The sequence below is a fragment of the Exiguobacterium sp. Leaf187 genome (assembly GCF_001423925.1).
In the GTDB taxonomy this organism is placed as follows: Bacteria; Bacillota; Bacilli; order Exiguobacteriales; family Exiguobacteriaceae; genus Exiguobacterium_A; species Exiguobacterium_A indicum.
The window spans coordinates 503,383-526,568 of the sequence record NZ_LMPR01000009.1; the positions used below are offsets into that span (position 1 = coordinate 503,383).

Here is a 23,186-nt window from a genome sequence, read left to right on the forward strand (position 1 = left end):
ATTTTAATCCTGAACCGATAAAAAAACGGGAGGGGATGGAATGAAACACATGTCAGTCAGACGAAAGATTCAAGTATTGATTGCGACAGCAATCATCTCAATGCTCTTAATCGCAGGAGCAGGACTCTATTTCTTGAATCAGATGTCGAATGCTTCACGCACGATGTATCAAGAAAATCTGATACCAATTCAAGAGGTGGCACAGATCCGAATCGATACACGGGCACTCGATTCCTTTTTAGTCGAGATGATTTTAACGAAGGACGAGACTCGAATCGGTGAACTGCAGGCGGATATCGATACGCGACAAGCGCAAATCCGTTCATCGCTCAATAAGGTAGAAGATACAGGACGATTTACCGCACAGTCAAAAAAACAATTAGAAGACTTAAAGGATAACGTCCTAGCCTATGATAACGGGATGAGCCTCGTCCAAGATGCCGCGACGCGAAATGAGAACGAAGAGGCTTATAAAGCCTACTCGGAGAGTTTGGAGCAAGTCCGGGACAATGTTGCCAGTTCAGCGAAGTCGTTGATGGCTTCGATGACGAGACAGGCGAAGGATCTGAACGCTCAAAATCAGTCAGAAAAACAGACCGCCTTTTACTTAATGCTCGGGATTATTTTATTAGGTGTCGTCCTATTCGTGGGACTTGCTTTATACATCACGCGTCTGATTACCCGTCCGATTCGTCGATTACAAGGCTGGATGGACCAATCGGGTAACGGTGATTTGACGGTTCGTGGCGATTATGATTCTAAAGACGAACTCGGTCAATTGACGACGTCCTTTAATGAGATGATCGCGTCACAACAACAAGTCGTTTTAGAATTGACGGGAACAGCAGAGCGTGTCGCTGTTGCTTCAGATGAACTCAGCGTCAACGCAGAGTCGACGACGAAAGCAACCGAGATGGTCGCTGTGACGATGGAAGAGATGGCAAGTGGTGCGAGTCAGCAGCTGCATCAAGTGTCCGATGCTTCACGGACGATCGAAGAATTAACGACATCTGTCCGTTATGTCGCCGGAAATGCGCAGCAGATGACGGAACGTACGGCAGATGCAATGGAAAAAGTCGCACTCGGTGGTCAGGTCGTCGGAACACTCGGGACACAGATGGGACGGATTCAAGAAGACGTCTCGCGTCTCAGCCACGTCATCGATGGTCTCGGTAACCGATCGCAGGAAATCGGACAAATTACGGATTCGATCAAGGGTGTCGCAGCGCAGACGAACTTACTCGCGTTAAACGCAGCAATCGAAGCAGCGCGCGCCGGCGAACAAGGACGCGGATTCGCTGTTGTCGCAGCGGAAGTCAAAACGCTCGCTGAGCAGTCGGCAGTCTCGGCAAAACAGATCGAGTCGTTGATTCGTGTCATCCAACAAGAGACGGAAGCATCGGTTGTCTCGATGGAAAAAGTCTCAACCGAGATGACGAGTGGAATCTCTGTCGTCGATCGGGCAGGTGCCTCATTCTCAGAAATTGAGACAGCCATCACCGACGTGACAGGGCACGTCGAGGAGGTATCCGGTGCCGTTCAGGAAATGGCGGCGGCGAGTGAACAAATCGCATCTGTCATGCGGACGATTCAAGCAGTGACAGAAGGAACTGCTGCCGGAACGCAAAACATCTCCGCTTCAACCGAGGAACAGATGGCGTCGATGGAAGAGATTGCATCCGCGTCCCAATCACTCGCAACGATGGCGGATGATTTGAAACACGTTACCGGACGATTTACCGTATAAGATTAAAAACGACCTCGATGGAGACATGATCGAGGTCGTTTTTATGTAGGGATAAATGGGAAAAGAAGGTGATTCATGGAGACGCGTCGTATGTATCTGAATACTATATTTTAGGAGGCATACATATGAACTTTCAATCGTTATCGACAAATAGGCTGGATTTGATTCGCGTTACGGAAAGTTACGTCAATGATTTCTATACGATCTTATCTGATTCACGCGTGACTCAATATTATGGCATTGATCCGCTCACGTCTCTTGAGGAAGCAAGTCAGATCATCCATTCATTTGATCAAACGTTTTCTATGAAACGGGGAATCCGATGGGGCATGATCGACCGTTCGACAGGGCGGTTCATTGGAACGGTCGGACTCAATAACTGGAGTCCATATGCGAAAAAAGCCGAACTTGGATTCGAATTACATCCAGATTTTTGGCGACGAGGCTATGTATCGGAAGCTGTTCAAGAAGTCATCCGGTTTTCGTTCAAAGAATTGGCGCTTCATCGGTTAGGTGCGGTGACATTTCTTGAGAACGAAGCATCCTATCGCTTACTCGAAAAACTCGGATTTACGTTTGAAGGCGTCTTACGCGGCTATCTCTATCAAGGCGAAAGGTCGCATGATGCACGGATGTACGGTCGGTTACGAACGGACGTTATCACGCCTCAGGTAAAGATTGAAGAAACTGTTTGACAGCACGACGGGACGTCAAATGAATGATTTGTTTATCGGACGTCGTTTTAAGCGTTGAGAGGATACTCGGTCGTTTATCGATCGGGAACCGCCAAATCCATTTCAAAAAATCAAACGATAGTTTCTCCGGAAAGTCTGCTGCCATATCCGGTCGACCGGTCTTGCGGTAGCGCCACGTCCGTTTCAGTGCTCGGTACAGACAGATCGTCCGCGGTAGATCAAGGAAGATGATTGTATCGGCGGCTTTGATTCGTAAATCAAGCGTTCCACCGTAGTTGCCGTCGATGATCCACGTGTCGCGCGACGTGAGCATGTGTTGAATCTGGCGTTGCTCCTCACGCGAAACCGCCTCCCAGTTCGGACGCCATAATAAGGTGTCGAGATGATCGACGGGATAACCGAGTTTTTTGCCCATCGCACGAGCAAGCGTCGATTTACCGGATCCACCAGAACCAATCAAGATGATTTTTCGCATCATAGACCTCCTATTTTTTGTCATAGGAATTGATCATACCACGGTTTTCTAGTCGAGGATAGAACGAAAGGAGTGGATGAGATGGTACCAAATTTCATAATCGAAGGGATGGCGATCGTTTTTACACTACTTGTAATCGGTTGCGGCGTGTTATTCCTGCCGCAGCGATGGAAGCGCTATGGCTTGATTTTACTTGGTTTGGTGGCAATCGGGTGCAGTTCCTTTTGGTACATCCGACCGACGCTCGTCAATCAACAGATTGCTGAGAATGAGAAATTGCTTAAGATGGAACTAGCACGTCAATTCCCTGATGAAGTCTACACTACAAAAACACAAAAATTTTCGTATGAGTCTTCGGCGAATCCGGCTTCAATTGAAGTTGAATTTGCAAATGAACCTAACGTAACTTATTTTCTAGATATGGATGGGAAAAGGATTAAGCTGTCAAGTTTTATCTTTAAAAACGGAGGATTTCCACAGGATTTACAGCATGAATTCAAATAAAGACCGGATGCTCAAAACATCCGGTCTTTTGATTAAGTCGATTTTAAATTTTTCGTAGCAGACATCGTTTTGACAGCGAAGAAGGCAATCAGACCGAATCCAACCTTGTTGATCAAGTCAGCGAAGTTATAGATCAATTCGCGGACGAGTTGCACCTCGATACCGGGTGCAAACAAGGTGACCGCGTAACCGACCGGATAGATCGCCCATCCAATCAAGATGAACAAGCGCATCTGCAGCAAGGCTTTACGAATCGGGGCAGGCTTATCTTCAGCGGCTTTCGTGACGTTCGTGAACAGCAGATAAATGATATAAAACCATGCGACACAACCAACGACGTATGCCCAAAGACCGAGTTGTGTGAAGCCACCCGCTAGATTGATCGACGACTCGCCGATATACCCACCGATGATCATGATGATGTCGGCGATAACGAGTTTCGTCAGAAGCGAACGTCCTTTCCCACCTTTTAAACCGAGTAACAGCGGAAACTTGATCAATAAGAGAGGCGTCGTCACGAGCCAGTCGATGTAGCGGATTTCAGTCGGAAAACCATCAATCTCCGACAACAAACCTGATTCCCCAACAACTTGCTTCATGAAATAGTAATGAATCGCAGCGACGAACGTGACGAGAGCAGCGACTGTTGCGGTCGAGCGGTATTCCGGGGCAAGGGAATTTCGTTCGACGAGAAAATAGAGCGTACCGGCTGCCATTCCGACGAATCCGACCCAAAACATGTACTGGGTCGCAAGAACGAGAAGGTTGACATCTTCCATGTGATTCGACTCCTTTTCGTAAGTGGACACGACCTTTCATACTTTTATTTTACTAACGATACAGTCTTCAGATACTAAGTCGAAACGCTCTAAATGTGCTGTATATCAACGAATTGACAACATTTCGACACACTTGAGGAGGAGTGACGAATGCCGATTAAACGAACGGATCATATCAGTCTGAACGTCGTGAATTTAGAAGAAGCGATTCACTTTTTTTCGCTTTGCGGTCTCGAAGTACGCGGACGATGGGAGATGAAAGGAGAGTTACTCGATCGTTTATTGAGTCTAGAGGGAGCGGAGACGGAGTGTGTTGCACTCGGATTACCAGGTGAACCGTTATGGCTTGAACTCGTTCGATTTAAACACCCGCTCGACACGGCTTCCGTGATCCAATCCGTCCACGCAGGTGGATTGCGTCATCTCTGTTTTGAAGTAACGGCACTCACCGCGCTCGTCGAACGTTTAGCGGACAATGGATATCAGTTGATTGGCGACATCGCGAATTACGAAAATGAATATCGCCTATGTTACGTAAGAGGACCAGAAGACGTGATCATTGAGTTGGCAGAAAAAATCGGACCCGTCTAAGACTGGTCCGATGTATATTTTTAAGAACAACAGGAAGTCGATGATTGTGGCAGGGAAACGTTGCACACACCCGTTTCCGGTAATGATAACTTGACCTGCTTCGCACGTGCCTCGTCTCCGACAAGAAAAGCAACGACTGATCGAACTTGTTCATAACCGGTCGCAAGCAGGAAGGTCGGAGCACGACCGTAACTCTTCGCACCGACCAGATAAAGTCCGTGATCTGGATGACGTAACTCTGCTTCCCCATGTGGACGGACAGTTCCACAGCTATGAAGGTTCGGATCAATCAGAGGAGCAAGTATTCGACTACTCTCGGTCGCAGGATCGATATCAAGCCGTACTTCTTCAAGGAACGAGAAGTCGGGTCGACTTCCTGCGTTGACGATCAGCTGATCGATATGATGGAGAGATCGACCATCTTGAGCAGTGATGTCAAACGACTTCCCTTTCGATTCAATGGATCGGGTCTTGAAGCTGGAGTGAACCCTAATCTGATCTCGTTCAACGAGCTGACGGATACGCGAACCGAGTGCCCCGCGACCTTCAAGTGCATCTTTATCTTCTCCTCCATAGGCTAGAACGGGGTCCGATTTGCGAAGAATCCAATGAATCTCCGTTTCAGGGTGTTGCTCTTTAATGGAAACGAGTTCAAGAAGCGAGTTCAAAGCCGAGTGCCCGCTACCGATGACAGCGACGGATTGATTAGCGAAAACAACAGTATCACGTTTCGCATCTACGATCGAATACCGGACAGGTAAGTTCTGCTCGATTTCGACTCGATGACCAGAACTGATTGCAGGGTTTGGTCGCCCGAGGACTCCAGACGCATCGATGACCGCGCGAGCGAGAATATGCTTACGACCATTCGGCGTATCTATGACTAATTCGAACGGCGTTACTTCACGTGAGGCATTTGTCATCTTGTCTAGACCTGCCCGTGAGATTGAGAGAATCTCATGTTGGAAATGTAGAGAGGGAGCAATTTCTGGTAATGCAGCAAGTGGGGCAAGGTATTGTTTGATCAATTCAGTTCCGGTCGGCACAGTATCGTTTGCTGGTGCAATCCAGTCCGTCAGCTCGAGCAAGTGACGTGCTGCGTCACTAATATTGTATTGCCACGTCGAAAACATCCGAACGTGTTCCCATTGTTTGATATGGTGGGCAATCGAAGGACCTTTCTCAAATAGTAAAAATGATTGACCTTCCACTACAAGTTGAGCTGCAGCTGCAAGACCGATCGGACCGGCACCGATGATGACGATGGGGTGGGAAGAAGCGTATGACATGAATAAAACCTCCTTTTTATTTGTAAGTTGCAAGTATTAGAGACATGGTTTACAGCAGACGTCACTCTCGCCCATCTTCGTGTTCAGCAAGTCGATTGCCTGGAGGACATGTGCTTTTTCGAACGAAGTCATTGATGAGAAGATGGAATCAAGATACGTGTTCATCTCTTCGTCAATGGCTTGAGCAACACGCAATCCTTTCTCGGACAGGCGAAGTAGGTGAATTCGCCGATCGTTGATCGCGGGACGCTTTACGAGTAGATCCCGCTTAATCAATGTTTGCACTTGTCGGCTGAACGTAGTGATATCAAGAGCGAGTTGGTCCGCAATTTCTTGCATTGCGGAGTCAGGGTGTTTGGCAACCTGATACAGCAGATGGCTTTGAACGAGAGAAATTTCTTCTTCTAGGACGGCGCAACAATTCTTATTCAATAATCCGAAGCGCCGGGTGAACGTTTGAAATAGTTCACGAGTTTCATTCATGTATAGCTCTCCCTTCGTTATTTTGCTTATGAATCAGTTATACGATATAAACTTGCAAATTGCAAATAATAAATATATGATTTTCTCATATTCAGTCGTTAATAAGGAAAGGGGAATTCGATGCTTGTTCGTTCGATGGAAGAGAAAGATCGTAGCACTGTGTTAGCCATCTATCGTCAAGGAGTAGAAGAAGGGAACGCGACGTTCGAAACGATGATTCATGAGCAAGAGTGGTGGAAAACGCTGATGCAATCTGAACGATTCGTTCTAGAGCAAGGTGGAAAAGTGATTGGCTGGGCTAAACTGGGATGTGTTTCTGAACGTCATGTCTACCGTGGCGTACGAGAAGTCAGTATATATCTAGAGCGTTCCGCTCGAGGACTCGGCGGTGGACGATTCTTAATGGAGGCATTGATCACCTATGCGGACGCCAACGGGATCTGGACGCTTCAATCACACATGTTCCCAGAAAACATCGCAAGCAGACGGCTGCATGAGCGACTTGGATTCGAATTAGTCGGTCGACGACGTGCCATCGCACAGCATCATGGTGTCTGGCGAGACACGTTGTTATTTGAGCGACGAAATGACCTTAGGTAATGAAGTGATCTTTACACGCTTGATTTTTCAATTCAATTCTTCTACAATGATCTGCCTTCGCTGAAGCGAAGGTTTTTTAGTTTATCCGTCGATGGAAGAAGGGAAGTATTAAAGACGAATGATACTACCTAAAATGACAGAGGAGGATGGACGGATGTTGCATGCCTTATTCTTGAACTGCACCTTAAAAGCATCACGTGAACCATCGAATACGGAGGCGCTGATCCGTGACGTGATTGCATATTGGAAACAGGAGGACGTCACTTCAGAAATTGTCCGCATCGTCGATCACCAAGTGGCGTTCGGCGTCACGGAAGACGAAGGCAACGGGGATGAATGGCCCGTTATTTTTGAAAAGGTGAAACGAGCCGACATCGTCGTCATCGGGACACCGCTCTGGCTTGGTGAAAAAAGTAGTGTCGCGACGCAAGTCATTGAACGATTATACGGAGGGAGCGGCTTGACGAACGATCTCGGACAAGCAATCTACTACAACAAGGTCGGTGGCGTCATCGTCACGGGGAATGAAGACGGAGCTAAACATGCGTCTGCTTCCATCTTGTACGGTCTGTCGCATATCGGCTTTACGATTCCGCCGAACGTCGATGCTTACTGGGTCGGTGAAGCGGGACCAGGACCGTCTTACATCGAAGCAGGACGGAACAACGACTTTACGAAACGACACGCACAGTTTTTAGCTGCCAACCTATACCATTTTGCGAAGATGTTAAAGGAACACCCGATTCCAGCAGAAGGGAATGTGATGGAATGAAAAAACAACGTTTAACAGGATACGGTGTCGCCACGTTGTTCGCGATGAGTTTAATGCTTGCGGGTTGCGGAAATGAGGAAACGTCGACGGACAAGGTCGAAGAAGGATCAACGAATTCGAACACGACCGACGATACGATGCAAGACAAGGATACGGTAACGAAAAATGCCGACACGGATTATGGCTTCAACAGTCTGTCGATTGAAGCGGACGTTGAAGGGGATAACGATGCCATTGATATTAGTTATGACCGGGATAATGACGGAACGGAAGCGGAATATCGCTATAAAGGGGAGCAAAAGCAAGGAGACGACGCGATGGCGGAACTCGACGCGAAGTTCAAGAACTTAAAGATTGATGCGGATACATCTGAAAATGAGGTCATCAGTGAGGTTGAACGTGTGTTTGCGATCCAGGATGCTTCTCGCTTAGAGGTTGAAATCGAATTCTCAGACGGAACCGAAAAAGAATATAAAAAATAAACAACAGGTCTGCGCCCGTAAGGGGTGTAGACCTGTTGTCTTAGTGTAGCGTCACATGAGCGAGGACACCGTAATGATCGCTCGGTACAAGGTGATGCGGCAGTCGATGATTTCCGATCAGCTGGACGTGCTGTAAGGTCACCTGTGAAAGCGAACGCTGACAGAGTAACCAATCATATCGAACGGGGCTTGTGATGCCGTCATTCTTCCTTGCGTACGGATTCATCACAGAATCAAGCGTCGCGGCGGCAATCTGTCCTGTACGAGCGGCAAAACTACCGGCGAGATCGACCCATTCCTTAAGCGCAGCTTGATGCAGAGCAGAGTTTGGACCATCATTAAAGTCACCGCCTAAGAACTCGATCGTCGTGTCATCCGTCTGTGAGGCAATCCATTCGTTGACGAATCGAAGTTGATCGAGTCGAATGTCTGAAGCACGCCAATTGAAATGAATGTTCGTCACGGCAAAACGCACACCGTCAATCGAAAACGGGATCCGAATCGCACAGTGGTGGTTGATGTTTGCTGTCGCAGCGGCACTCGAATCCGTTCGTTCAAACGGCAATTTCGTCAGGATAGCAAGTCCTTCATCTGGTGAATCCATGTAAGGATCCATCATCATATACGGATAACCGGTCGCCTCTGCGAGGTGCTCAGCAATCGAGACGAATGGTTCATCCGGATGAAACGTCGACATGACTTCTTGCAGGAGGAGAATGTCCGGTTGGTGTTGCTTGATCTCCGCGCATAACGCCTCGAACCGTTCTTGTCGTTTGTGCGGGTGATGCCAGATGTTATATGTCGCAATCGATAATGAAAGACTCATAGCTGTAAGCCCATCAACACTGTATCGTAAAAGCAACCGTCCGATAATAACCGGTCATGACGCAGTCGTCCTTCTTCTTGAAATCCATGTCGCTGATAGAGGCGAATGGCGCCGAGGTTCGTCTCGACGACTTCGAGCTGAATTTTTTGCAGGGATTGCGCTTTTGCCCAAGCAATCATTCGTTCCAGCAGTTGGGTACCGATTCCTTGCCCCCAGTCGGATTGAAGTACACCGAGTCCAAATGATGCCTTGTGCGCGAAACGTTTTAAATGAAAACCACGACATCGGGCGTAGGCGATGAGGCGTCCATCGCGCTCGACGACGAGGATGCGGTCCGGAACCGAGGAATCGTGTAACTGATCTGCGAAATCCGTCGCGGTCATCACGTCCTCACCAGGCATTCGGTCGAAGTATTCCGTTTCCGCATCGAGTGTTTGGCGGAGTTCAGCGAGGGCTTCAGCGTCACTGAGTCGAGCCGGTCGAATCTGGTACCGTTGTGTATCGAACGAGTGGTGCATCGTCTGCATATGTAATCCTCCGTTCTAGATGGAATATGCTATCATTATGGCAGGAATGGTATCATTTGTAAATTTAAGGAGAGAAGAAATGAAAATTCAAACTGGAACGAAGGAAGATAGGACATTCATCCGCGAGCAATTGATTGCCTACAATCGGCAACATGTTCCTGAAGCCTTATATGAACAATCGGAAGAACTTTGTTTTACAGCATCTAATGAGAAGGGCGAATGCATCGGAGGGATTACCGCTTCTTACGGTTGGCAACACATTCATGTCCAGTTTCTTTGGGTGAGCGATACAGCACGACAGGCAGGTGTCGGAACCCGCCTGCTGCAAGCAATCGAAGAATATGCGAAGGAAGCAACGTGTACGAAAATCCTTTTGGATACGTTTGATTTTCAAGCACCAGACTTTTACCGCAAACATGGTTATGAAGAGTATGGACGACTGACCGATCATCCATCGAATGGACAATCTCAATACTTCTTCGTCAAGCGACTTTAACGCCGGACGTGCACGATCCAAGCCGACATGTACGTAAGTGTTCCGATCGATAAGACAAGAGCAATCGCATAGAACGGAAACGCTGGATACAGTTGAAGTAACGGTTGCTCGAACAAAAAGGCAATCATTAGGACGGGAAGGCTGATCATAAAAGCAACATACGCTGCACGAGTTGCTTTACCGGTGATCAGTGCCTCACGTTCATCGGAGTCGGAAAATTCTGCTGTTGCAAACGAACTTGTACGGCCTTCTCGTAAGAAATAGCTGACGATCGAAAGGACAATCGCAATCACTAGCACTGGAAGGACACTCATTAGATTCAATTCCAGCGACAATCCCGTACCGGATACCGGATCATCTTGAAATAGTTGTAGGTTCGCATGAATGGCACTAATGAGATAAGCAGCTAAAAAGTAGAGACAACAATTAAGTAAAGATTGAGTGACGACACGTTTCATCAGGATTCCTCCTCTAATTGAAATAGTTCCTCGATCGGGCAATCAAAGACGCGGGCAATCTGCATCGCGAGTAAGAGCGACGGCGTATAGCTTCCTTTTTCAAGTGAGATGACAGTTTGTCGTGTCACACCGATTCGTTCAGCGAACTGCTCTTGTGTCCACTTGTGCTGTTGACGATAGAGGCGGACATGGTTCGTCAGTTTCATCTGACGACCTCCTTTCCAGTTGTTTACATTGTAAAGTCAGGTTTACATTTTGTAAAGTAGACTTTACGTCATATATGTAAAAAATGGAGCTGACTCAAAAGTCAACTCCTCAGACTAAAGACAAAGCGTAATTTTTCTTTTAACGAAAAGGATTGCGCTTTTTTGTTCATCTCGAATCGTTTTCCTGGGACAAGCATCGCGCCGCTTCGCTTCGCTGCAGAGTCGCTCCTGCTTGTTTTTCCCTAGGAAGCGATGTCGAGTGAACAAAACGCTTCTCTGATCCTTCTTCCGGATATAAAAAAATGACGCATTACACGCCACTCCTACAGGAAAAAGCGCGATTTTGCGCTGTCAGAGACAAACAAGACCCGTTTTCCTGCTCGAACGGAGCGGGAAAACGGGCTTGTGTCTCGCCTGAGGAAAGGGCGTGAAAAGACGCGTCATTTTTTTGGATCAGTCATTTGAAGCCTACGTGAACATTAAAATACGTAAGGTGTCAAAATGACAGCCATGAGACAGACGAACGTCGTCAATCCCTGATGATGACGTAAGGATAAGAAAAGCGTGACCAGCCCAGTGATCGTCATATCTGATAAAATCCATCCTAGCCAAAACTCCGTGCTATTCGAAGCAATCGGGATGCTTAATATGTAAGCTGTCGCGTGTGGAAAGAAGCCGATGGCATCTAAAAGGATACCGCCAAAGACACCAATCAGCAGCAAGCCGATCGACAGACGAAATAGTGCTTGACGTTTAATCATTATGCATACTCCTATTCTGTTTGGTTGACGCAAGAAATCCTATTGTTGCGCCTATTCAATATGTTTCTACAAAAAGCGATGAATTCCTTTCTGTTATCTATCCCTGAACTTTATCAAAAATTCTCGCTTCTGCACATCAATCGGAATATTCAGATAGTTATCGGGTATTCTGTTGAAAACGCCATCGCCGATTCAGTGGAAAGGAGAAGAGAAGATGATGCCTGAACTGATACCGGATAACCGGGAGCTCGAACGAAGGATTCGGATCGTCCATCTGTTGCGAAAACTGGGGAAGACGGACGAAGCGATTGCCCGATCCTTGTATGTTCCGATCGAATGGGTTCAATCAATTGGTGAAGAAGACGACTGGCAGCAAATGCAATCATCCTAAGGCAAGGACGTCACGTCCTTGTTTTTTCGCGTGTTCCGGTATACTAAAACAAGCATCTCAAATCGAGAGGATGAAGTGAAATGAACGTTGCCATCATTGGAGCAGGAATCAGTGGTTTATATCTCGCGACGCGTATGCAGGAGCTTGGACACGACGTGACGATCTATGAAGCACGCGACCGAATCGGTGGGAGAATTGAGATGGTCGATTTCGACCTAGCCGGACAAGCATATGCGTTTGATCTTGGACCGACTTGGTTTTGGCCGGACAGTGAACCACTGATGGTTGATTTGATCCATCGATTCGATTTACCGACACTGGAACAATACACGACGGGTGCGCTTCGACTCGAACGGGCTGACGGAATCGAGTCGCATGTGGTTGCGAATCAACCGACGGCGCTTCGCCTTCGTGACGGAATCCGCTCCGTTGCTACGGCACTTGCTGCACGACTCACACCGGGAACGATTCGACTCAAGTCTCCCATCAGCCAGATTGATGTCATGAATCGGATTATCGTCAGTTCAGGAAGGAAGAGTCAACCGTTCGATGAGATCGTTCTCGCACTACCACCGCGTCTAGCGGCAACACTATCATTTGTACCATCTTTACCTGAAGCAGTTCTGGGTGAACTTGAAGCATTACCGACTTGGATGGCGCAGCAAGCGAAATGTCTGATTTTTTACGAGAAACCGTTTTGGCGTGATTCGGGCTGGTCCGGTCAGGCAATCAGCTGGACTGGGATGGTGCAAGAGATTCATGACGCTTCCCCACAAGACGGACCGGGAGCGTTGTTCGGTTTTTTCCGGACGCCGGCACGTGAACGACAGTTATTGACCGAGGCGGAAATCAAGGAAACGGTACTCGCGCAGCTGGTTCGTCTGTTTGGTGAACAAGCACGTCAGTCGATTGGTTGGGCATATAAAGACTGGTCGACGGATAGTTGGACAGCAACACGAGCCGATGCAGCCCCACTCGTGGATTTCCCGGCATATCATGCTATCAATCTCGGAGTGGAGCATGCAGCGATTTCATTGATTGGGACAGAGACCTATCCGAGTCATGGTGGACACTTAGAAGGCGCATTACGATCCGTTGAACGTTATTTAGAAAAGAGAGGAAGAGAAAAATGATCGAGACGCTACATTATGATGTGTTCACAACGATGCCAGGAAGCGGTAATCCAGCTGGGGTCGTCTTAGACGCCGATCAATTAACTGAGCCGGAAATGCAACGAATCGCTCAGATGAACGGCTTTACCGAGACGACGTTCGTCTTGTCATCCGAGCAAGCGGACTACCGCATGCGCTACTTTGCACCGGAACGGGAAATGGACTTATGCGGACATGGTACGATTGCCGCATTGACGGCACTTGATTCAAAGATCCGTTTATCTCCAACATGTCAGATCGAGACAAAGTCAGGCATCTTGCCTGTGATGCGTTTAGCGAACGGAATGTTTCGCTTGCAACAGGGACAACCACAATTACATCAGTTTGACGGTGACATAAAGCACGTTCTAGCCGCGATCGGTCTCGAATTGACACATCTCGATGACCAATGGCCAATCGTATACGGCAGTACTGGGAACTGGACACTGCTCCTCCCCATTCGTCGACTTGAGGACTTCCATCGGATGATGCCGGATAACCAACGTTTTGCCACCGTATTGACCGACTTCCCACAAGCCTCGATTCATCCGATTTGTCTCGATACATATGACCGACAAGCGACGATGCATGGACGTCACTTCTCAGCAACGGGGGCAGGTAGCGTCGAAGATCCGGTTACGGGAACGGCGAGTGGTGTGATGGGTGTCTATTATCGAAAATTCATCCAGCCACTTGAAACGGAAACAGCGATCATCGTCGAACAAGGACACGAGATGGGTCGTCCCGGGCAGGTCGGAATCCGTATTTCTGGCGAAGGTCTTGATCATAGCAAATGGAAAGTCGAGATGGACGGGCAAGCCGTCTTTGTCGGCGTCAAGAGAGTGGGAGAGGAAGAGGCAGATGTTGAAACATTTCATTTGGGATTTTGACGGCACCTTGTTTGATACGTATCCGGTGTTAGTCGATGTGTTCGTGGAATTACTCGAGCGTGAGGGGCGAACGGTCGAACGCGAGCAAGTAGCAGAGCTGATGGCGATTTCAGCAAAAACGACGTATGATACGTTTGATGTGTCTGAAGCGTTCATTGCGAACTACAAACAACAAAAGATGAACATCGAACAAAAACAGTCTGTACCGTTTCCCGGAATCCGTGAACTGTTAGAGACGTTATCGACGAGAGGTGCGACGCATCATATCGTCACCCATCGCGGAACATCGATTCATGCGTTGCTTGCAAAACATGAGTTGACGCATCATTTTCAAGATGTGTTGACGGCACCGGATGGATTCGCCCGAAAACCGGATCCGGAAGCTGTCACGTATTTAGTCAATCGGCATCAGATGGAACGAGACGAGACGATCATGATTGGAGACCGGGAACTCGATGTCTTAGCCGGACATCGTGCCGGTATCAAGACGTGTTTGATAAGCAACCGACCAAATGAGACCGTTGCGACGTATACCGTAACGTCGCCCGGTCGATTAAAGGAATTGTTACTGACATAACGACAGCCCCGCTTCCAGTGATGGAAACGGGGCTTTTTTTTAAGAAGACAATCGATCTGCTTCGGTTGCTTCAGCGCGTGGTGCACGCCAGAAATACGTCAGTAAAATGCCGACTGCGAGCATGACTGTCGCGAAATAGAACGGATAGTTCAAATTGACGTCAAAGAGTAGTCCACCAACGATCGGTCCGAGAATGTTGCCGATGCTCGTAAACATCGAGTTCATTCCGCCGACGAATCCCTGTTCATTTCCGGCAATCTTCGAAAGATAGGTCGTGACAGCAGGTCGCATCAAGTCGAAACCGACGAAGACGACCATCGTCACGAGAATGATCGAGAGATAGTTCGTCACGAACGTCATCAAGACGACGAGCAGTGTCGAACCGATCAAGCTGTATCGGATCAAGCGAATCTCACCGAACCAGCGCGTCAAACGATCGAACAGTCCAACTTGGATGATGACGCCGACGATCGCACCGAGAGAAATCGCAAGCGCAATGTCCTTCGCCGTGAAGCCGAACTTCCGGTCGACGAACAAGGCGAACAACGACTCAAACGAGGCGAGACCGAACGATGAGATCAATAGGACAAGAAAAGCGATGAAATAGAGCGGACTGAAGATTTTCCGGAAACCGGTCTGTTGTTTGACAGTCGTTGTCTCGTAATGACGTTCCGGTTCCTTAAGCGTAAAGACGGATAACACCATCGTTGTTAAACCGAACGCAGCAGCAAAGAAGAACGGTGTCCGCGAGCCGAGGTCAGCGAGGAACCCACCAATCCCTGGTCCGATGATGAAACCGGTCGAGATGGCAGCAGACATATATCCGAGCGCTTTCGGACGAGTTTCGTTCGTCGTGATATCAGCGATGAATGCCGTGACGGCTGGCATGATGAAAGCAGCGCTGACACCACCGAGAATCCGTGACGCGAACAGGACTTCGACGCTTTGACCGAGACCGAATAAGAGCTCGGACATGCTGAAGATGAATAAACCGATGATGATCATCGGTTTACGTCCGTACTTGTCAACGGCACGTCCCGCGAGTGGTGAAAGAATTAGTTGCGCAAAGGCGAAGGCGGAAACCATGTAACCGACTGTCGCCCCGGAGATGTTCAACTCGTTCATGATTGTTGGTGTGACGGGAATGACGAGTCCGATACCTAAAAAGGCGATGAATAAGTTGAGCAGGAGTGTACTTAAAATCAATGTATTGTTTTGCATAGTTCACCTCAATAGAATTAAATCATTTTTGACATACCGCGCCAGACGATCGGCCAGACAGCTTGCTGTCGAGCGTGAAACGCGTCGACACCGTTGTAGACGAGTTCCGTCAGCGTACCTTCCGCAACCGTCAGATAGGCGAGAGCGGCACTTTTGTAATCCGTCGAATAGAGAATCTGTTCCGTTCGGTCTCGTTCGCGTAGTAATCGCGTTAATAGATCGTGCAGTGAATCGAAAAACGGATTGAAGCGGTCCGTCATTTCTTGTTCGAGCTTCTCCGGTGGAAAATAGGCAGCCCGAAGGATGAATCGCATCAGGATATCGTCTTGCTGTTCCGAAATGAACCAATCGAAGAAGCCGTGCAGCGATTGCTCGAGCGGCTGCTGCCGCGTACTCGTGAAATACGTCGCAAAGCGGCGCTTTTGTTCTTGCAAGGCGTACGTCGTCGCTTGCAGGAACAGGTCGTCCTTCCCTTTATAGTGCGCATAGATCGATGGCTTTTTTATGCCAACCTCTGTCGCGATCTCTTGCAACGATGCCCCTTCATAGCCGTGCGCAGCAAAATGATGGATGCTCGTCTGTAACAATTGTTGGGCTTTCAGATGAATCACCTTCCTAACGGTCGTTAGGTAACACTGTAACAGTAAATTTCAAATGCAGTCAATCAGATTGTCTTACCGCACAAAAAAACTGACTCCGCGAAGGCGGAATCAGTTAAGGAAGAATCATTATTTATTCATGACACGACCGCGTGTTGCGACGCGTGAGCCGACGATTCCTGCGAATGACGTAAAGATAAGAGTCAGAAGCAGTCCGACGAACGCCCAGATTGAAACTTTTGACGCCGTTTGTGTCGCTTGTTCTGTTTGCTCGCGGACATCTTGGACCGTTTTCTTGAGGTCAGCGGATGTTTCATCAAGCGTTTGTTTAGCAGTCTCAATTTGTTGCGTCGTTTCTTTTGTTGCCGTGTTGAGACCATCAACGATGTTTTGCGTCGCTTCTTCCGCTTCAGCACCTGTCAAATCGGTGTTTTTCGCAACAGCATCAGCGATTTTATCTTCATCGACTGATTTCTCGATTTTTTCAGCTCGTGCTGTCAACGAATCACCAAGATCCTGGACGATCGTATCGAAGTTCTCTGGTTTCGTGATCGCTTCCTTACCAGCAGCCGTGACGTCTTCTTGAACAGCGTCAAGTTCGTTCTGCAAGTAACCTGGTTGCAATTCTTTGATGTCCGTATCTTTTAAGATTTCGTCGACGTTCCCTTCAAGTTCTTTCGTATCAACTTGTGACACGTTTTTCGTAATCGAATCGAATCCTTTCGTCGCAGCGTCTTGCGCCGTCGAAGCAACGGATCCGATGCCGTTACCAGCCGCACCACCGACCGTACCGAGTAGTGAACCAACGGATTGTAACGTATTGACCGTCGTGAACGTCAAGAGAGCGAACAGTAGGATGACGCTCGTCGACCATGTCAAGAAACCGTGGACGAGACCGGCACGTGCCGACGTCACACCGGAGACGAATCCGGCAACGAACAGCGAGATGAGCAATGAAAGGATTGCCCAGATGATTAAGCCCGTTCCAACACCATCGAATGGGTTATTTGACGTGACGTCTGTGACGCCGAGTCCGATCGCTGAACCGATTAAACTAAATAAGATCAATAAAGATAGAAATGATACCACACCTGCAAAAATCGAGCTCCATGAGATGTTACGACCTGCTCCGTCCGCTTCCGCTCGGAAATGCGACGAAAAGCCTTTGTTTGTCTTTTCCATAATAAGCACTACCTCTCCCCAAATTGGTCTTTCAAGTTCGAGATGTTCATGAATGTAAAAGCTTCATCTCAAGTTTCTTACGCGCATAGCTCTTATATAACCGGTAACTAAATAAGAGAAACCTAGTATTACAGGTACATGATTAATGGTCGTCTGAACTTCAACGAAGTGATATTGGTTGCGTTTGGAGAAAAAGCATCGTACACTCTTATCAAGTGTCACGTTATACTGTACAGTTTAAAATCAAAAGGAGGTGATCCCCCGCTTTTAGGGGGATACAAGTTGGACATCGTCTTAACACTGAATTTGTTGTTGCTCGTCGTATTGATTGGTTTGACCGCGTTTTTCGTCGGTTCGGAATTTGCTGTCGTCAAAGTCCGGATGTCACGTCTCGACCAGATGGTGCAAGAAGGAAAAAAGGGAGCAGTACTTGCGAAGAAGGTCGCAGGAGATCTCGATTATTACTTGTCGGCCTGTCAGCTCGGTATTACGATCACTGCACTTGGTCTTGGTGCACTCGGAAAACCGACCGTCGAGAAATTGTTGACACCGGTCTTTGATGAACTCGGTGTCGCCGTTGCGCTGTCAACGCTTCTCTCATACAGTATCGCTTTCATCTTCGTCACGTTTCTCCACGTCGTCATCGGAGAACTTGCACCGAAGACGCTCGCGATCCAGTATGCGGAACGGATGACGTTATTACTGGCGCCGTCACTCTATGTATTCGGAAAAGTCATGTATCCATTCATCTGGATCATGAACGGTTCGGCCCGTGTCCTCTTGCGGATGTTCGGTGTGAAACCAGCTGGTCACGAACAAGCCCATTCCGAAGAAGAGTTGAAGATCATCATGGCTCAAAGTTTTCAAAGTGGTGAGATCAATCAATCGGAACTCGCCTTGATGCAAAACGTCTTTGCGTTTGATGAGCGTGTCACGCGCGACATCATGGTGCCACGGATGAACATGATGGTCATTTCGGACGAGATGAGTTGGGAAAATCTATTACAGACGATGTCTGACAATCCGTATACACGTTACCCGGTCAGTGAGGGAACGGATAAGGACCGGATCAGTGGTTATATCAACGTCAAGGAAGTGCTCGCCCATCACGCGGTACAAGACGAACGAGAACTTGCATCGTTCCTTAAACCGTTGCCGGTCGTCTCGGAATTGACACCACTGCAAGAAACACTCTTGAAGATGAAGCAGACACGGTCACACATCGCTCTCGTCATCGACGAGTATGGTGGGACATCCGGTTTGATCACGATGGAGGACATTTTGGAGGAAATCGTCGGTGATATCCGTGATGAATTCGATGAAGCGGAGCAAGCCGAAATCGAACAGTTACCGGACGGCTCGTACCGCTTAGCGGGTACTGTCCTATTAGTTGAAATTGAAGAACGATTTGGTCTTCGGTTCACTGAAGCAGAGGCGGTCGACACGATCGGTGGGTATATCCAATCACGGACGGCTGCTTTTGAAGAGGGAACGATCGTCGCAGATGAGGCGTTTACGCTTGAGATCTTGCGTTCTGCCCAATATCAGATTCAGGATGTCAAGTTGACCTTGCCGTCAAGCTAACAGAAAGACCCGTTTTGCTTAGTAGTTCAATCTACTAAGCAGGCGGGTCTTGTTTATTGAGCGGAGGGGAGATTGGATTCGGTTGACGGTAACTGTTCCTTCAAATACAGAGAAAAAGCTTCTTCCGATAAAGGACGCGCATAGTAATACCCCTGACCGATGTGACAGCCGACGGATTTAAGATACAAGTGCTGCGCCTCGTTTTCGACACCTTCTGCGATCATCGTCAGACCAATCGTTTGTCCCATTGCGATGATATGTGGGAGTAAAGCAGCTCCACCCGTTGTTTCCGGACAATCGTCGACGAATGATTTATCAATCTTCAGCGCATGAACTGGCAGTTGATGCAGGATGGATAAAGAAGAGAAACCGGTTCCGAAGTCATCGATGGCACAGTGAATTCCCTGATCGCGCAACGAATGTAACATCTTGCTGCTATCTGTGACGTCTTGTAAGACGCTCTCGGTAATTTCGAGTTTCAGATAAGCTGGAGATAAGTTCGTCTCAGACAAGATCTCTTCAATCATGTTTAGGAAATGTTGATCCTTGAACTGGGGAACGGAGATGTTGACGGCGACGATTAGCGGATAGCCTTGCTCATGCCAGTCAAATGTTCTGCGGCATGCCGTCTTTAGAATCCAGCGACCAAGAGCGATGATATGACCGCTCTCTTCAGCGATCGAGATGAATTCGACGGGAGAAATCAAACCAAAGACTGGATGATGCCAGCGAACGAGTGCTTCCATACCGATCGGACGGTTCGTCATCAAATCGACTTTTGGCTGATAGACCAGTTGGAATTGATCGTTCTCGATTGCTGCCGGCATATCCATTTCTAGCTGGATCTTCCGAATGAACCATTGATGGAGTCGTTCATCATACCGGACGCAGTGCATCGGTCCTTGTTGTTTCGCTTGAAGAAGTGCCGTATCAAGACAAGGAAGAATGTCCTGGTGCACGGAAGTGTCTTCGATGAGACAACTACCAGCATGGATGTTGACTTGAATCGAATATCCGCGAATTCGGAACGGGCGCTCGAATTGGTGTAATAAAGCCTGTTCAAGAGCGGTCAACGAATCATTTGTCGCGTACGGAAGGATGAGCGCGAACTCATCCCCACCGATTCGGTAGATTTCCAGGTCATCGTGACGCAACAGCCGAAGTCGATTCGCCGTCTCAATCAAGACACGGTCACCCGTCGCATGCCCCATCGTATCATTGACGATCGTCAAACGATGTAAATCAAGCGAGACGGCCGCAAAAGAACGCGGTAAGTCGTTCGTAAGCCGTTCGATGAAGTGTTGCCGATTCGCGAGCTGTGTCAGCGAATCGTGGTAAGCGATAAATGAGACTTCGTTTAGCAAGCGATTGTTGTTTCGTAAGGTAAAGATTTGCCGACCGAGAACAAGAAAGAACAAGAGCAGCCAACCGCTCGATAGAATATTGAGGTACCAGTCATAAGTCGATAAGACGAACCCTGTCAGTAAACCGATGCTGACATAAGGCAAGATGAAATCGCGTTCCGTTACCGTTCGCTGAGAACGAAAGAGTCGTTCTTGTTGCGGATGCTGTCTTCCTTCTAAATGACCACTCCATCCGATGGACAGAAGCGCGATGACCCAGAAAACATCGACGAGATGTTCAAGAAACGGACTGTTGTTAAACGTAAAGACGGTAAGCATGACATCACCGCACACTTGAAACAAAAAACCAACGACGAGAAAACGGTGATGCGGTTTTCCTTGGTTATAACGAACATGGTAATACAAAATCGCACTGAAAAAGAGGAGTAACACATCAGCAATGAGAAATCCGAAGGTGGAGATCGTTCGCTCGAGCGAGGGATTCAGGATCTCAAAATAGGGTTGCAATAAATAATAGTCGCTCATGACGAAAGCCGTCGTCATGAACACGACTAAATTGAAGATGTAGTTCTTATTCGTGAAGTTCAATCCGATGCTACGCATCTTCGTGATTAGCGCTAAGACATAGCTGAAATAAGACGAACACCAAAGAATGGTCGAGGCAATCGGTGCATCGACCCGTCCGTCTGTCAATTGAAGGAACAGCCATAGACCATTCCCGAGGACGTGTAATAGAAGACCCGCGAACAAGAAACTTAGAAAACGGAGGTGTGGATTGCGCTGTTCAATGCGTGCGCGAATCATCCAATAGGCGGCAATCAGACCCGCCATCATATGAAAGACGTTGATTCCAATCAAGTGTGCCCACTCTTCAGCAGGTCCAAAACGAATCCAACCATAGAAAAACAGGAATACAGGAAAGACGATGAAAGAGAAGTAACGCCACATGAGTTGAACGGACCTCCTTAAGTTAAAAAGCGAGAAGTGTTATATAGATATCGGTCAAATTTTCCATTTTTTGAATGGTACTTACCTAGAATGCTTGAGGAAATGGGCGAGTGTCGCACATTAAAAGTACCAATCATGACGGGAAATTCCATATGAAAATTTTGGATTTTCGAATGATAGCCATTCAAATGTCAATTATAGGTGACGATAAAGAAAATGAAGTCCATCTATGAATGAGGGAGAGAAGCATATGAAATGGTTCGCGAAATCAGCATCACCGTCCTTCGATGTGCGCATCGAAGGCGAACGCGCTCATGTCGTGTTGAACGTTCCGACATCCTTACATGAACAATTACGTTTAATCGGTCTAGAAGCAGTCGATTTACAAATTGTCCGGGTCATCCGCGAAGATGTATCCCGTTGGATGCCGAGCATGGTCGACGCGTTCTACGAGGAGCTGGTTCGTGTTCCGTCACTCCGGCATTTGATTGAACAGCATTCGACGCTCGAACGATTGAAAGGCACTCTCGCTCGGCACATCCTACAAATGTTCGATGGTCAGGTGACGATGGACTACATCGAAGCCCGGCGCCGGATCGCTGAACGGCATGTTCAAATCGGGCTGCATAATAAATGGTATATCGCCGCCTTCCAAAAAGTCTGGAACGTCCTCAGTGAACAGATTGACGGCAGTGATTGGCCGGAAGTCGAACGTGTCCGGATCATGCGGGCAGCGGGGAAACTCTTCAACCTCGAGCAACAAATCGTCATGACGATGTATGAGGATCAAATCGATGAGGAACGCCAAGCAATCGCGACAGCCAAACGGCACGTCGGAGATGGCGTTCAAAAATCAACGGAAGAACTTGCTGCGATGAGTGAAGAGTCGTCAGCGAACTTCCAGGAGATTGAACGGCACGCCAAACACGTCTCGACGACGACAGACGCAATTTCGATCCAGTTGACGGAAGCGGTCAGTGAAGCAGAAGCAGGTGTCGTCCTCGTCGAAGAGGAGACACGTCGCTTTGAGCATGTCGTCGCGGATTTATCACGGACGACTGAACAAGTCGCTGAACTGTCTCGTCTGTCGCAGGAAATCGAGCGGATCGCCGGGATGGTGACGACGATTTCCGATCAGACGAACCTACTCAGCTTGAACGCCTCGATCGAAGCGGCGCGTGCCGGGGAGATGGGGCGCGGATTTACCGTCGTGGCGCAAGAAATTCGGAAACTCGCTGAAGAGAGTAAACAGTCGGCAGCCGAGACGTCGCGGATCGCCCAAGAAATCACGCAAAAGATGCTCGTCGTCTCAGAGCGGATGGGAACGACGGAGACAGCGGTTGTCCGAACGACGACGGAGATGCAACAAGTCGTCCGTGCCTTCTCACGGATTTCAGAACAGACGGATGCGGTCTCGCGGCAAATTCATGAACTATCGACCGATACGAAGGATGTCGCCGGAACGATCGAGGGTATGCGTAAGATTGCAGAAGCGATTGCTGAGACAGCGGATGACTTACAAGAAGTCGCAGCAACTCTATAAGTGATCCCTCCTTTCTACGTGAAAGGAGGATTTTTTGTCGCTTTA

27 protein-coding genes are annotated in these 23,186 nt (G+C 48.2%); 14 read left to right on the top strand and 13 right to left on the bottom strand.

Translation table 11 applies throughout. The features are described 5' to 3' along the window. Nucleotides 1–40 precede the first annotated feature (40 nt). A complete protein-coding gene (locus tag ASF99_RS06750; RefSeq protein ID WP_055968000.1) occupies nt 41–1,747 on the top strand; it encodes a methyl-accepting chemotaxis protein in 1,707 nt (568 codons plus the stop codon). 125 nt (nt 1,748–1,872) lie between these two features. After that, nucleotides 1,873–2,442, top strand: coding sequence for a GNAT family N-acetyltransferase (locus ASF99_RS06755; RefSeq protein ID WP_055968003.1), 570 nt, complete (start codon nt 1,873–1,875; stop codon nt 2,440–2,442). Here the strand turns inward: ASF99_RS06755 and ASF99_RS06760 are convergent. After that, nucleotides 2,408–2,917 carry a DNA topology modulation protein gene (locus tag ASF99_RS06760; protein ID WP_055968005.1) on the bottom strand — a complete coding sequence of 170 codons (510 nt, stop codon included), beginning with the start codon at nt 2,915–2,917 and terminating at the stop codon, nt 2,408–2,410. The genes ASF99_RS06755 and ASF99_RS06760 overlap by 35 nt on opposite strands. An 81-nt stretch (nt 2,918–2,998) precedes the next feature. On the opposite strand from ASF99_RS06760, the gene ASF99_RS06765 reads away from it, so the two are divergent. Continuing rightward, complete coding sequence (locus tag ASF99_RS06765; RefSeq protein ID WP_055968008.1) at nt 2,999–3,421, top strand: hypothetical protein; 423 nt, start codon at nt 2,999–3,001, stop codon at nt 3,419–3,421. 32 nt (nt 3,422–3,453) lie between these two features. Here ASF99_RS06765 and ASF99_RS06770 read toward each other — a convergent pair whose 3' ends face one another. Then, nucleotides 3,454–4,200 (bottom strand): bacteriorhodopsin, encoded by a 747-nt coding sequence (locus ASF99_RS06770; RefSeq protein WP_055968011.1) that lies wholly within the window; start codon nt 4,198–4,200, stop codon nt 3,454–3,456. A gap of 150 nt (nt 4,201–4,350) precedes the next feature. Here ASF99_RS06770 and ASF99_RS06775 point away from each other — a divergent pair, with 150 nt between their 5' ends. Beyond that, nucleotides 4,351–4,791 (top strand): VOC family protein, encoded by a 441-nt coding sequence (locus ASF99_RS06775; RefSeq protein WP_055968014.1) that lies wholly within the window; start codon nt 4,351–4,353, stop codon nt 4,789–4,791. Between the two features lie 20 nt (nt 4,792–4,811). On the opposite strand, the gene ASF99_RS06780 is transcribed toward ASF99_RS06775, so the two are convergent. Then, a complete protein-coding gene (locus ASF99_RS06780; protein ID WP_082487059.1) occupies nt 4,812–6,080 on the bottom strand; it encodes an NAD(P)-binding domain-containing protein in 1,269 nt (422 codons plus the stop codon). A gap of 36 nt (nt 6,081–6,116) precedes the next feature. Then, nucleotides 6,117–6,563, bottom strand: a complete 447-nt coding sequence (locus ASF99_RS06785) for a MarR family winged helix-turn-helix transcriptional regulator (protein ID WP_055968020.1) — start codon at nt 6,561–6,563, stop codon at nt 6,117–6,119. Nucleotides 6,564–6,683: 120 nt separating this feature from the next. On the opposite strand from ASF99_RS06785, the gene ASF99_RS06790 reads away from it, so the two are divergent. From ASF99_RS06790 to ASF99_RS06800, 3 genes are all read left to right on the top strand, one after another. Further along, nucleotides 6,684–7,163: a GNAT family N-acetyltransferase gene (locus tag ASF99_RS06790; RefSeq protein ID WP_055968023.1), complete on the top strand. Its 480-nt coding sequence runs from the start codon at nt 6,684–6,686 to the stop codon at nt 7,161–7,163. A gap of 154 nt (nt 7,164–7,317) precedes the next feature. Continuing rightward, nucleotides 7,318–7,935, top strand: a complete 618-nt coding sequence (locus ASF99_RS06795) for a flavodoxin family protein (protein ID WP_055968026.1) — start codon at nt 7,318–7,320, stop codon at nt 7,933–7,935. Continuing rightward, nucleotides 7,932–8,417: a YusW family protein gene (locus ASF99_RS06800; RefSeq protein WP_055968028.1), complete on the top strand. Its 486-nt coding sequence runs from the start codon at nt 7,932–7,934 to the stop codon at nt 8,415–8,417. The genes ASF99_RS06795 and ASF99_RS06800 overlap by 4 nt, the downstream gene beginning before the upstream one ends. A gap of 40 nt (nt 8,418–8,457) precedes the next feature. Here the strand turns inward: ASF99_RS06800 and ASF99_RS06805 are convergent, their stop codons facing one another. Then, nucleotides 8,458–9,243 (bottom strand): endonuclease/exonuclease/phosphatase family protein, encoded by a 786-nt coding sequence (locus ASF99_RS06805; protein ID WP_055968031.1) that lies wholly within the window; start codon nt 9,241–9,243, stop codon nt 8,458–8,460. Next, nucleotides 9,240–9,770 (bottom strand): GNAT family N-acetyltransferase, encoded by a 531-nt coding sequence (locus ASF99_RS06810; protein ID WP_055968034.1) that lies wholly within the window; start codon nt 9,768–9,770, stop codon nt 9,240–9,242. Before ASF99_RS06810 ends, ASF99_RS06805 begins: the two co-directional genes overlap by 4 nt. 79 nt (nt 9,771–9,849) lie before the next feature. Here ASF99_RS06810 and ASF99_RS06815 point away from each other — a divergent pair, with 79 nt between their 5' ends. Next, nucleotides 9,850–10,266, top strand: coding sequence for a GNAT family N-acetyltransferase (locus tag ASF99_RS06815; protein WP_055968037.1), 417 nt, complete (start codon nt 9,850–9,852; stop codon nt 10,264–10,266). On the opposite strand, the gene ASF99_RS06820 is transcribed toward ASF99_RS06815, so the two are convergent. The 3 genes from ASF99_RS06820 to ASF99_RS06830 all read right to left on the bottom strand — a co-directional run bounded on the left by ASF99_RS06820 (nt 10,263) and on the right by ASF99_RS06830 (nt 11,691). After that, complete coding sequence (locus ASF99_RS06820) at nt 10,263–10,724, bottom strand: hypothetical protein (protein WP_055968040.1); 462 nt, start codon at nt 10,722–10,724, stop codon at nt 10,263–10,265. The genes ASF99_RS06815 and ASF99_RS06820 overlap by 4 nt on opposite strands. Next, a complete protein-coding gene (locus tag ASF99_RS06825; protein WP_023468270.1) occupies nt 10,724–10,930 on the bottom strand; it encodes a helix-turn-helix transcriptional regulator in 207 nt (68 codons plus the stop codon). The genes ASF99_RS06820 and ASF99_RS06825 overlap by 1 nt, the downstream gene beginning before the upstream one ends. Nucleotides 10,931–11,409: 479 nt before the next feature. Continuing rightward, on the bottom strand, nt 11,410–11,691 hold the full coding sequence (locus ASF99_RS06830; RefSeq protein WP_055968043.1) for a hypothetical protein: 282 nt from the start codon (nt 11,689–11,691) through the stop codon (nt 11,410–11,412). A gap of 214 nt (nt 11,692–11,905) precedes the next feature. On the opposite strand from ASF99_RS06830, the gene ASF99_RS17425 reads away from it, so the two are divergent. From ASF99_RS17425 to ASF99_RS06845, 4 genes are all read left to right on the top strand, one after another. Then, entirely contained in the window at nt 11,906–12,082 is a 177-nt protein-coding gene (locus ASF99_RS17425) for a hypothetical protein (protein ID WP_174316304.1), read from the top strand. Between the two features lie 80 nt (nt 12,083–12,162). Further along, complete coding sequence (locus tag ASF99_RS06835) at nt 12,163–13,215, top strand: flavin monoamine oxidase family protein (RefSeq protein WP_055968047.1); 1,053 nt, start codon at nt 12,163–12,165, stop codon at nt 13,213–13,215. Then, nucleotides 13,212–14,123 (top strand): PhzF family phenazine biosynthesis protein, encoded by a 912-nt coding sequence (locus tag ASF99_RS06840; protein WP_055968050.1) that lies wholly within the window; start codon nt 13,212–13,214, stop codon nt 14,121–14,123. The genes ASF99_RS06835 and ASF99_RS06840 overlap by 4 nt, the downstream gene beginning before the upstream one ends. Next, a complete protein-coding gene (locus tag ASF99_RS06845) occupies nt 14,095–14,700 on the top strand; it encodes an HAD-IA family hydrolase (protein WP_055968053.1) in 606 nt (201 codons plus the stop codon). Before ASF99_RS06840 ends, ASF99_RS06845 begins: the two co-directional genes overlap by 29 nt. A 39-nt stretch (nt 14,701–14,739) precedes the next feature. Here ASF99_RS06845 and ASF99_RS06850 read toward each other — a convergent pair whose 3' ends face one another. The 3 genes from ASF99_RS06850 to ASF99_RS06860 form a co-directional block, all read right to left on the bottom strand. Next, the gene (locus ASF99_RS06850) at nt 14,740–15,921 is read right to left on the bottom strand and encodes an MFS transporter (protein WP_055968056.1); all 1,182 of its coding nucleotides are present in this window, start codon (nt 15,919–15,921) and stop codon (nt 14,740–14,742) included. A 17-nt stretch (nt 15,922–15,938) separates the two neighbouring features. Then, nucleotides 15,939–16,532, bottom strand: a complete 594-nt coding sequence (locus ASF99_RS06855) for a TetR/AcrR family transcriptional regulator (RefSeq protein WP_235515878.1) — start codon at nt 16,530–16,532, stop codon at nt 15,939–15,941. 117 nt (nt 16,533–16,649) lie between these two features. Continuing rightward, the gene (locus tag ASF99_RS06860) at nt 16,650–17,702 is read right to left on the bottom strand and encodes a hypothetical protein (RefSeq protein WP_074668472.1); all 1,053 of its coding nucleotides are present in this window, start codon (nt 17,700–17,702) and stop codon (nt 16,650–16,652) included. A gap of 282 nt (nt 17,703–17,984) precedes the next feature. Here ASF99_RS06860 and ASF99_RS06865 point away from each other — a divergent pair, with 282 nt between their 5' ends. Beyond that, nucleotides 17,985–19,286, top strand: a complete 1,302-nt coding sequence (locus tag ASF99_RS06865; RefSeq protein ID WP_055968059.1) for a hemolysin family protein — start codon at nt 17,985–17,987, stop codon at nt 19,284–19,286. Between the two features lie 53 nt (nt 19,287–19,339). On the opposite strand, the gene ASF99_RS06870 is transcribed toward ASF99_RS06865, so the two are convergent. Beyond that, a complete protein-coding gene (locus ASF99_RS06870; protein WP_055968062.1) occupies nt 19,340–21,598 on the bottom strand; it encodes a putative bifunctional diguanylate cyclase/phosphodiesterase in 2,259 nt (752 codons plus the stop codon). A gap of 250 nt (nt 21,599–21,848) precedes the next feature. Between ASF99_RS06870 and ASF99_RS06875 the strand changes: the two genes are divergently transcribed. Next, nucleotides 21,849–23,141, top strand: a complete 1,293-nt coding sequence (locus ASF99_RS06875) for a globin-coupled sensor protein (RefSeq protein ID WP_055968065.1) — start codon at nt 21,849–21,851, stop codon at nt 23,139–23,141. Nucleotides 23,142–23,186: the final 45 nt, after the last annotated feature.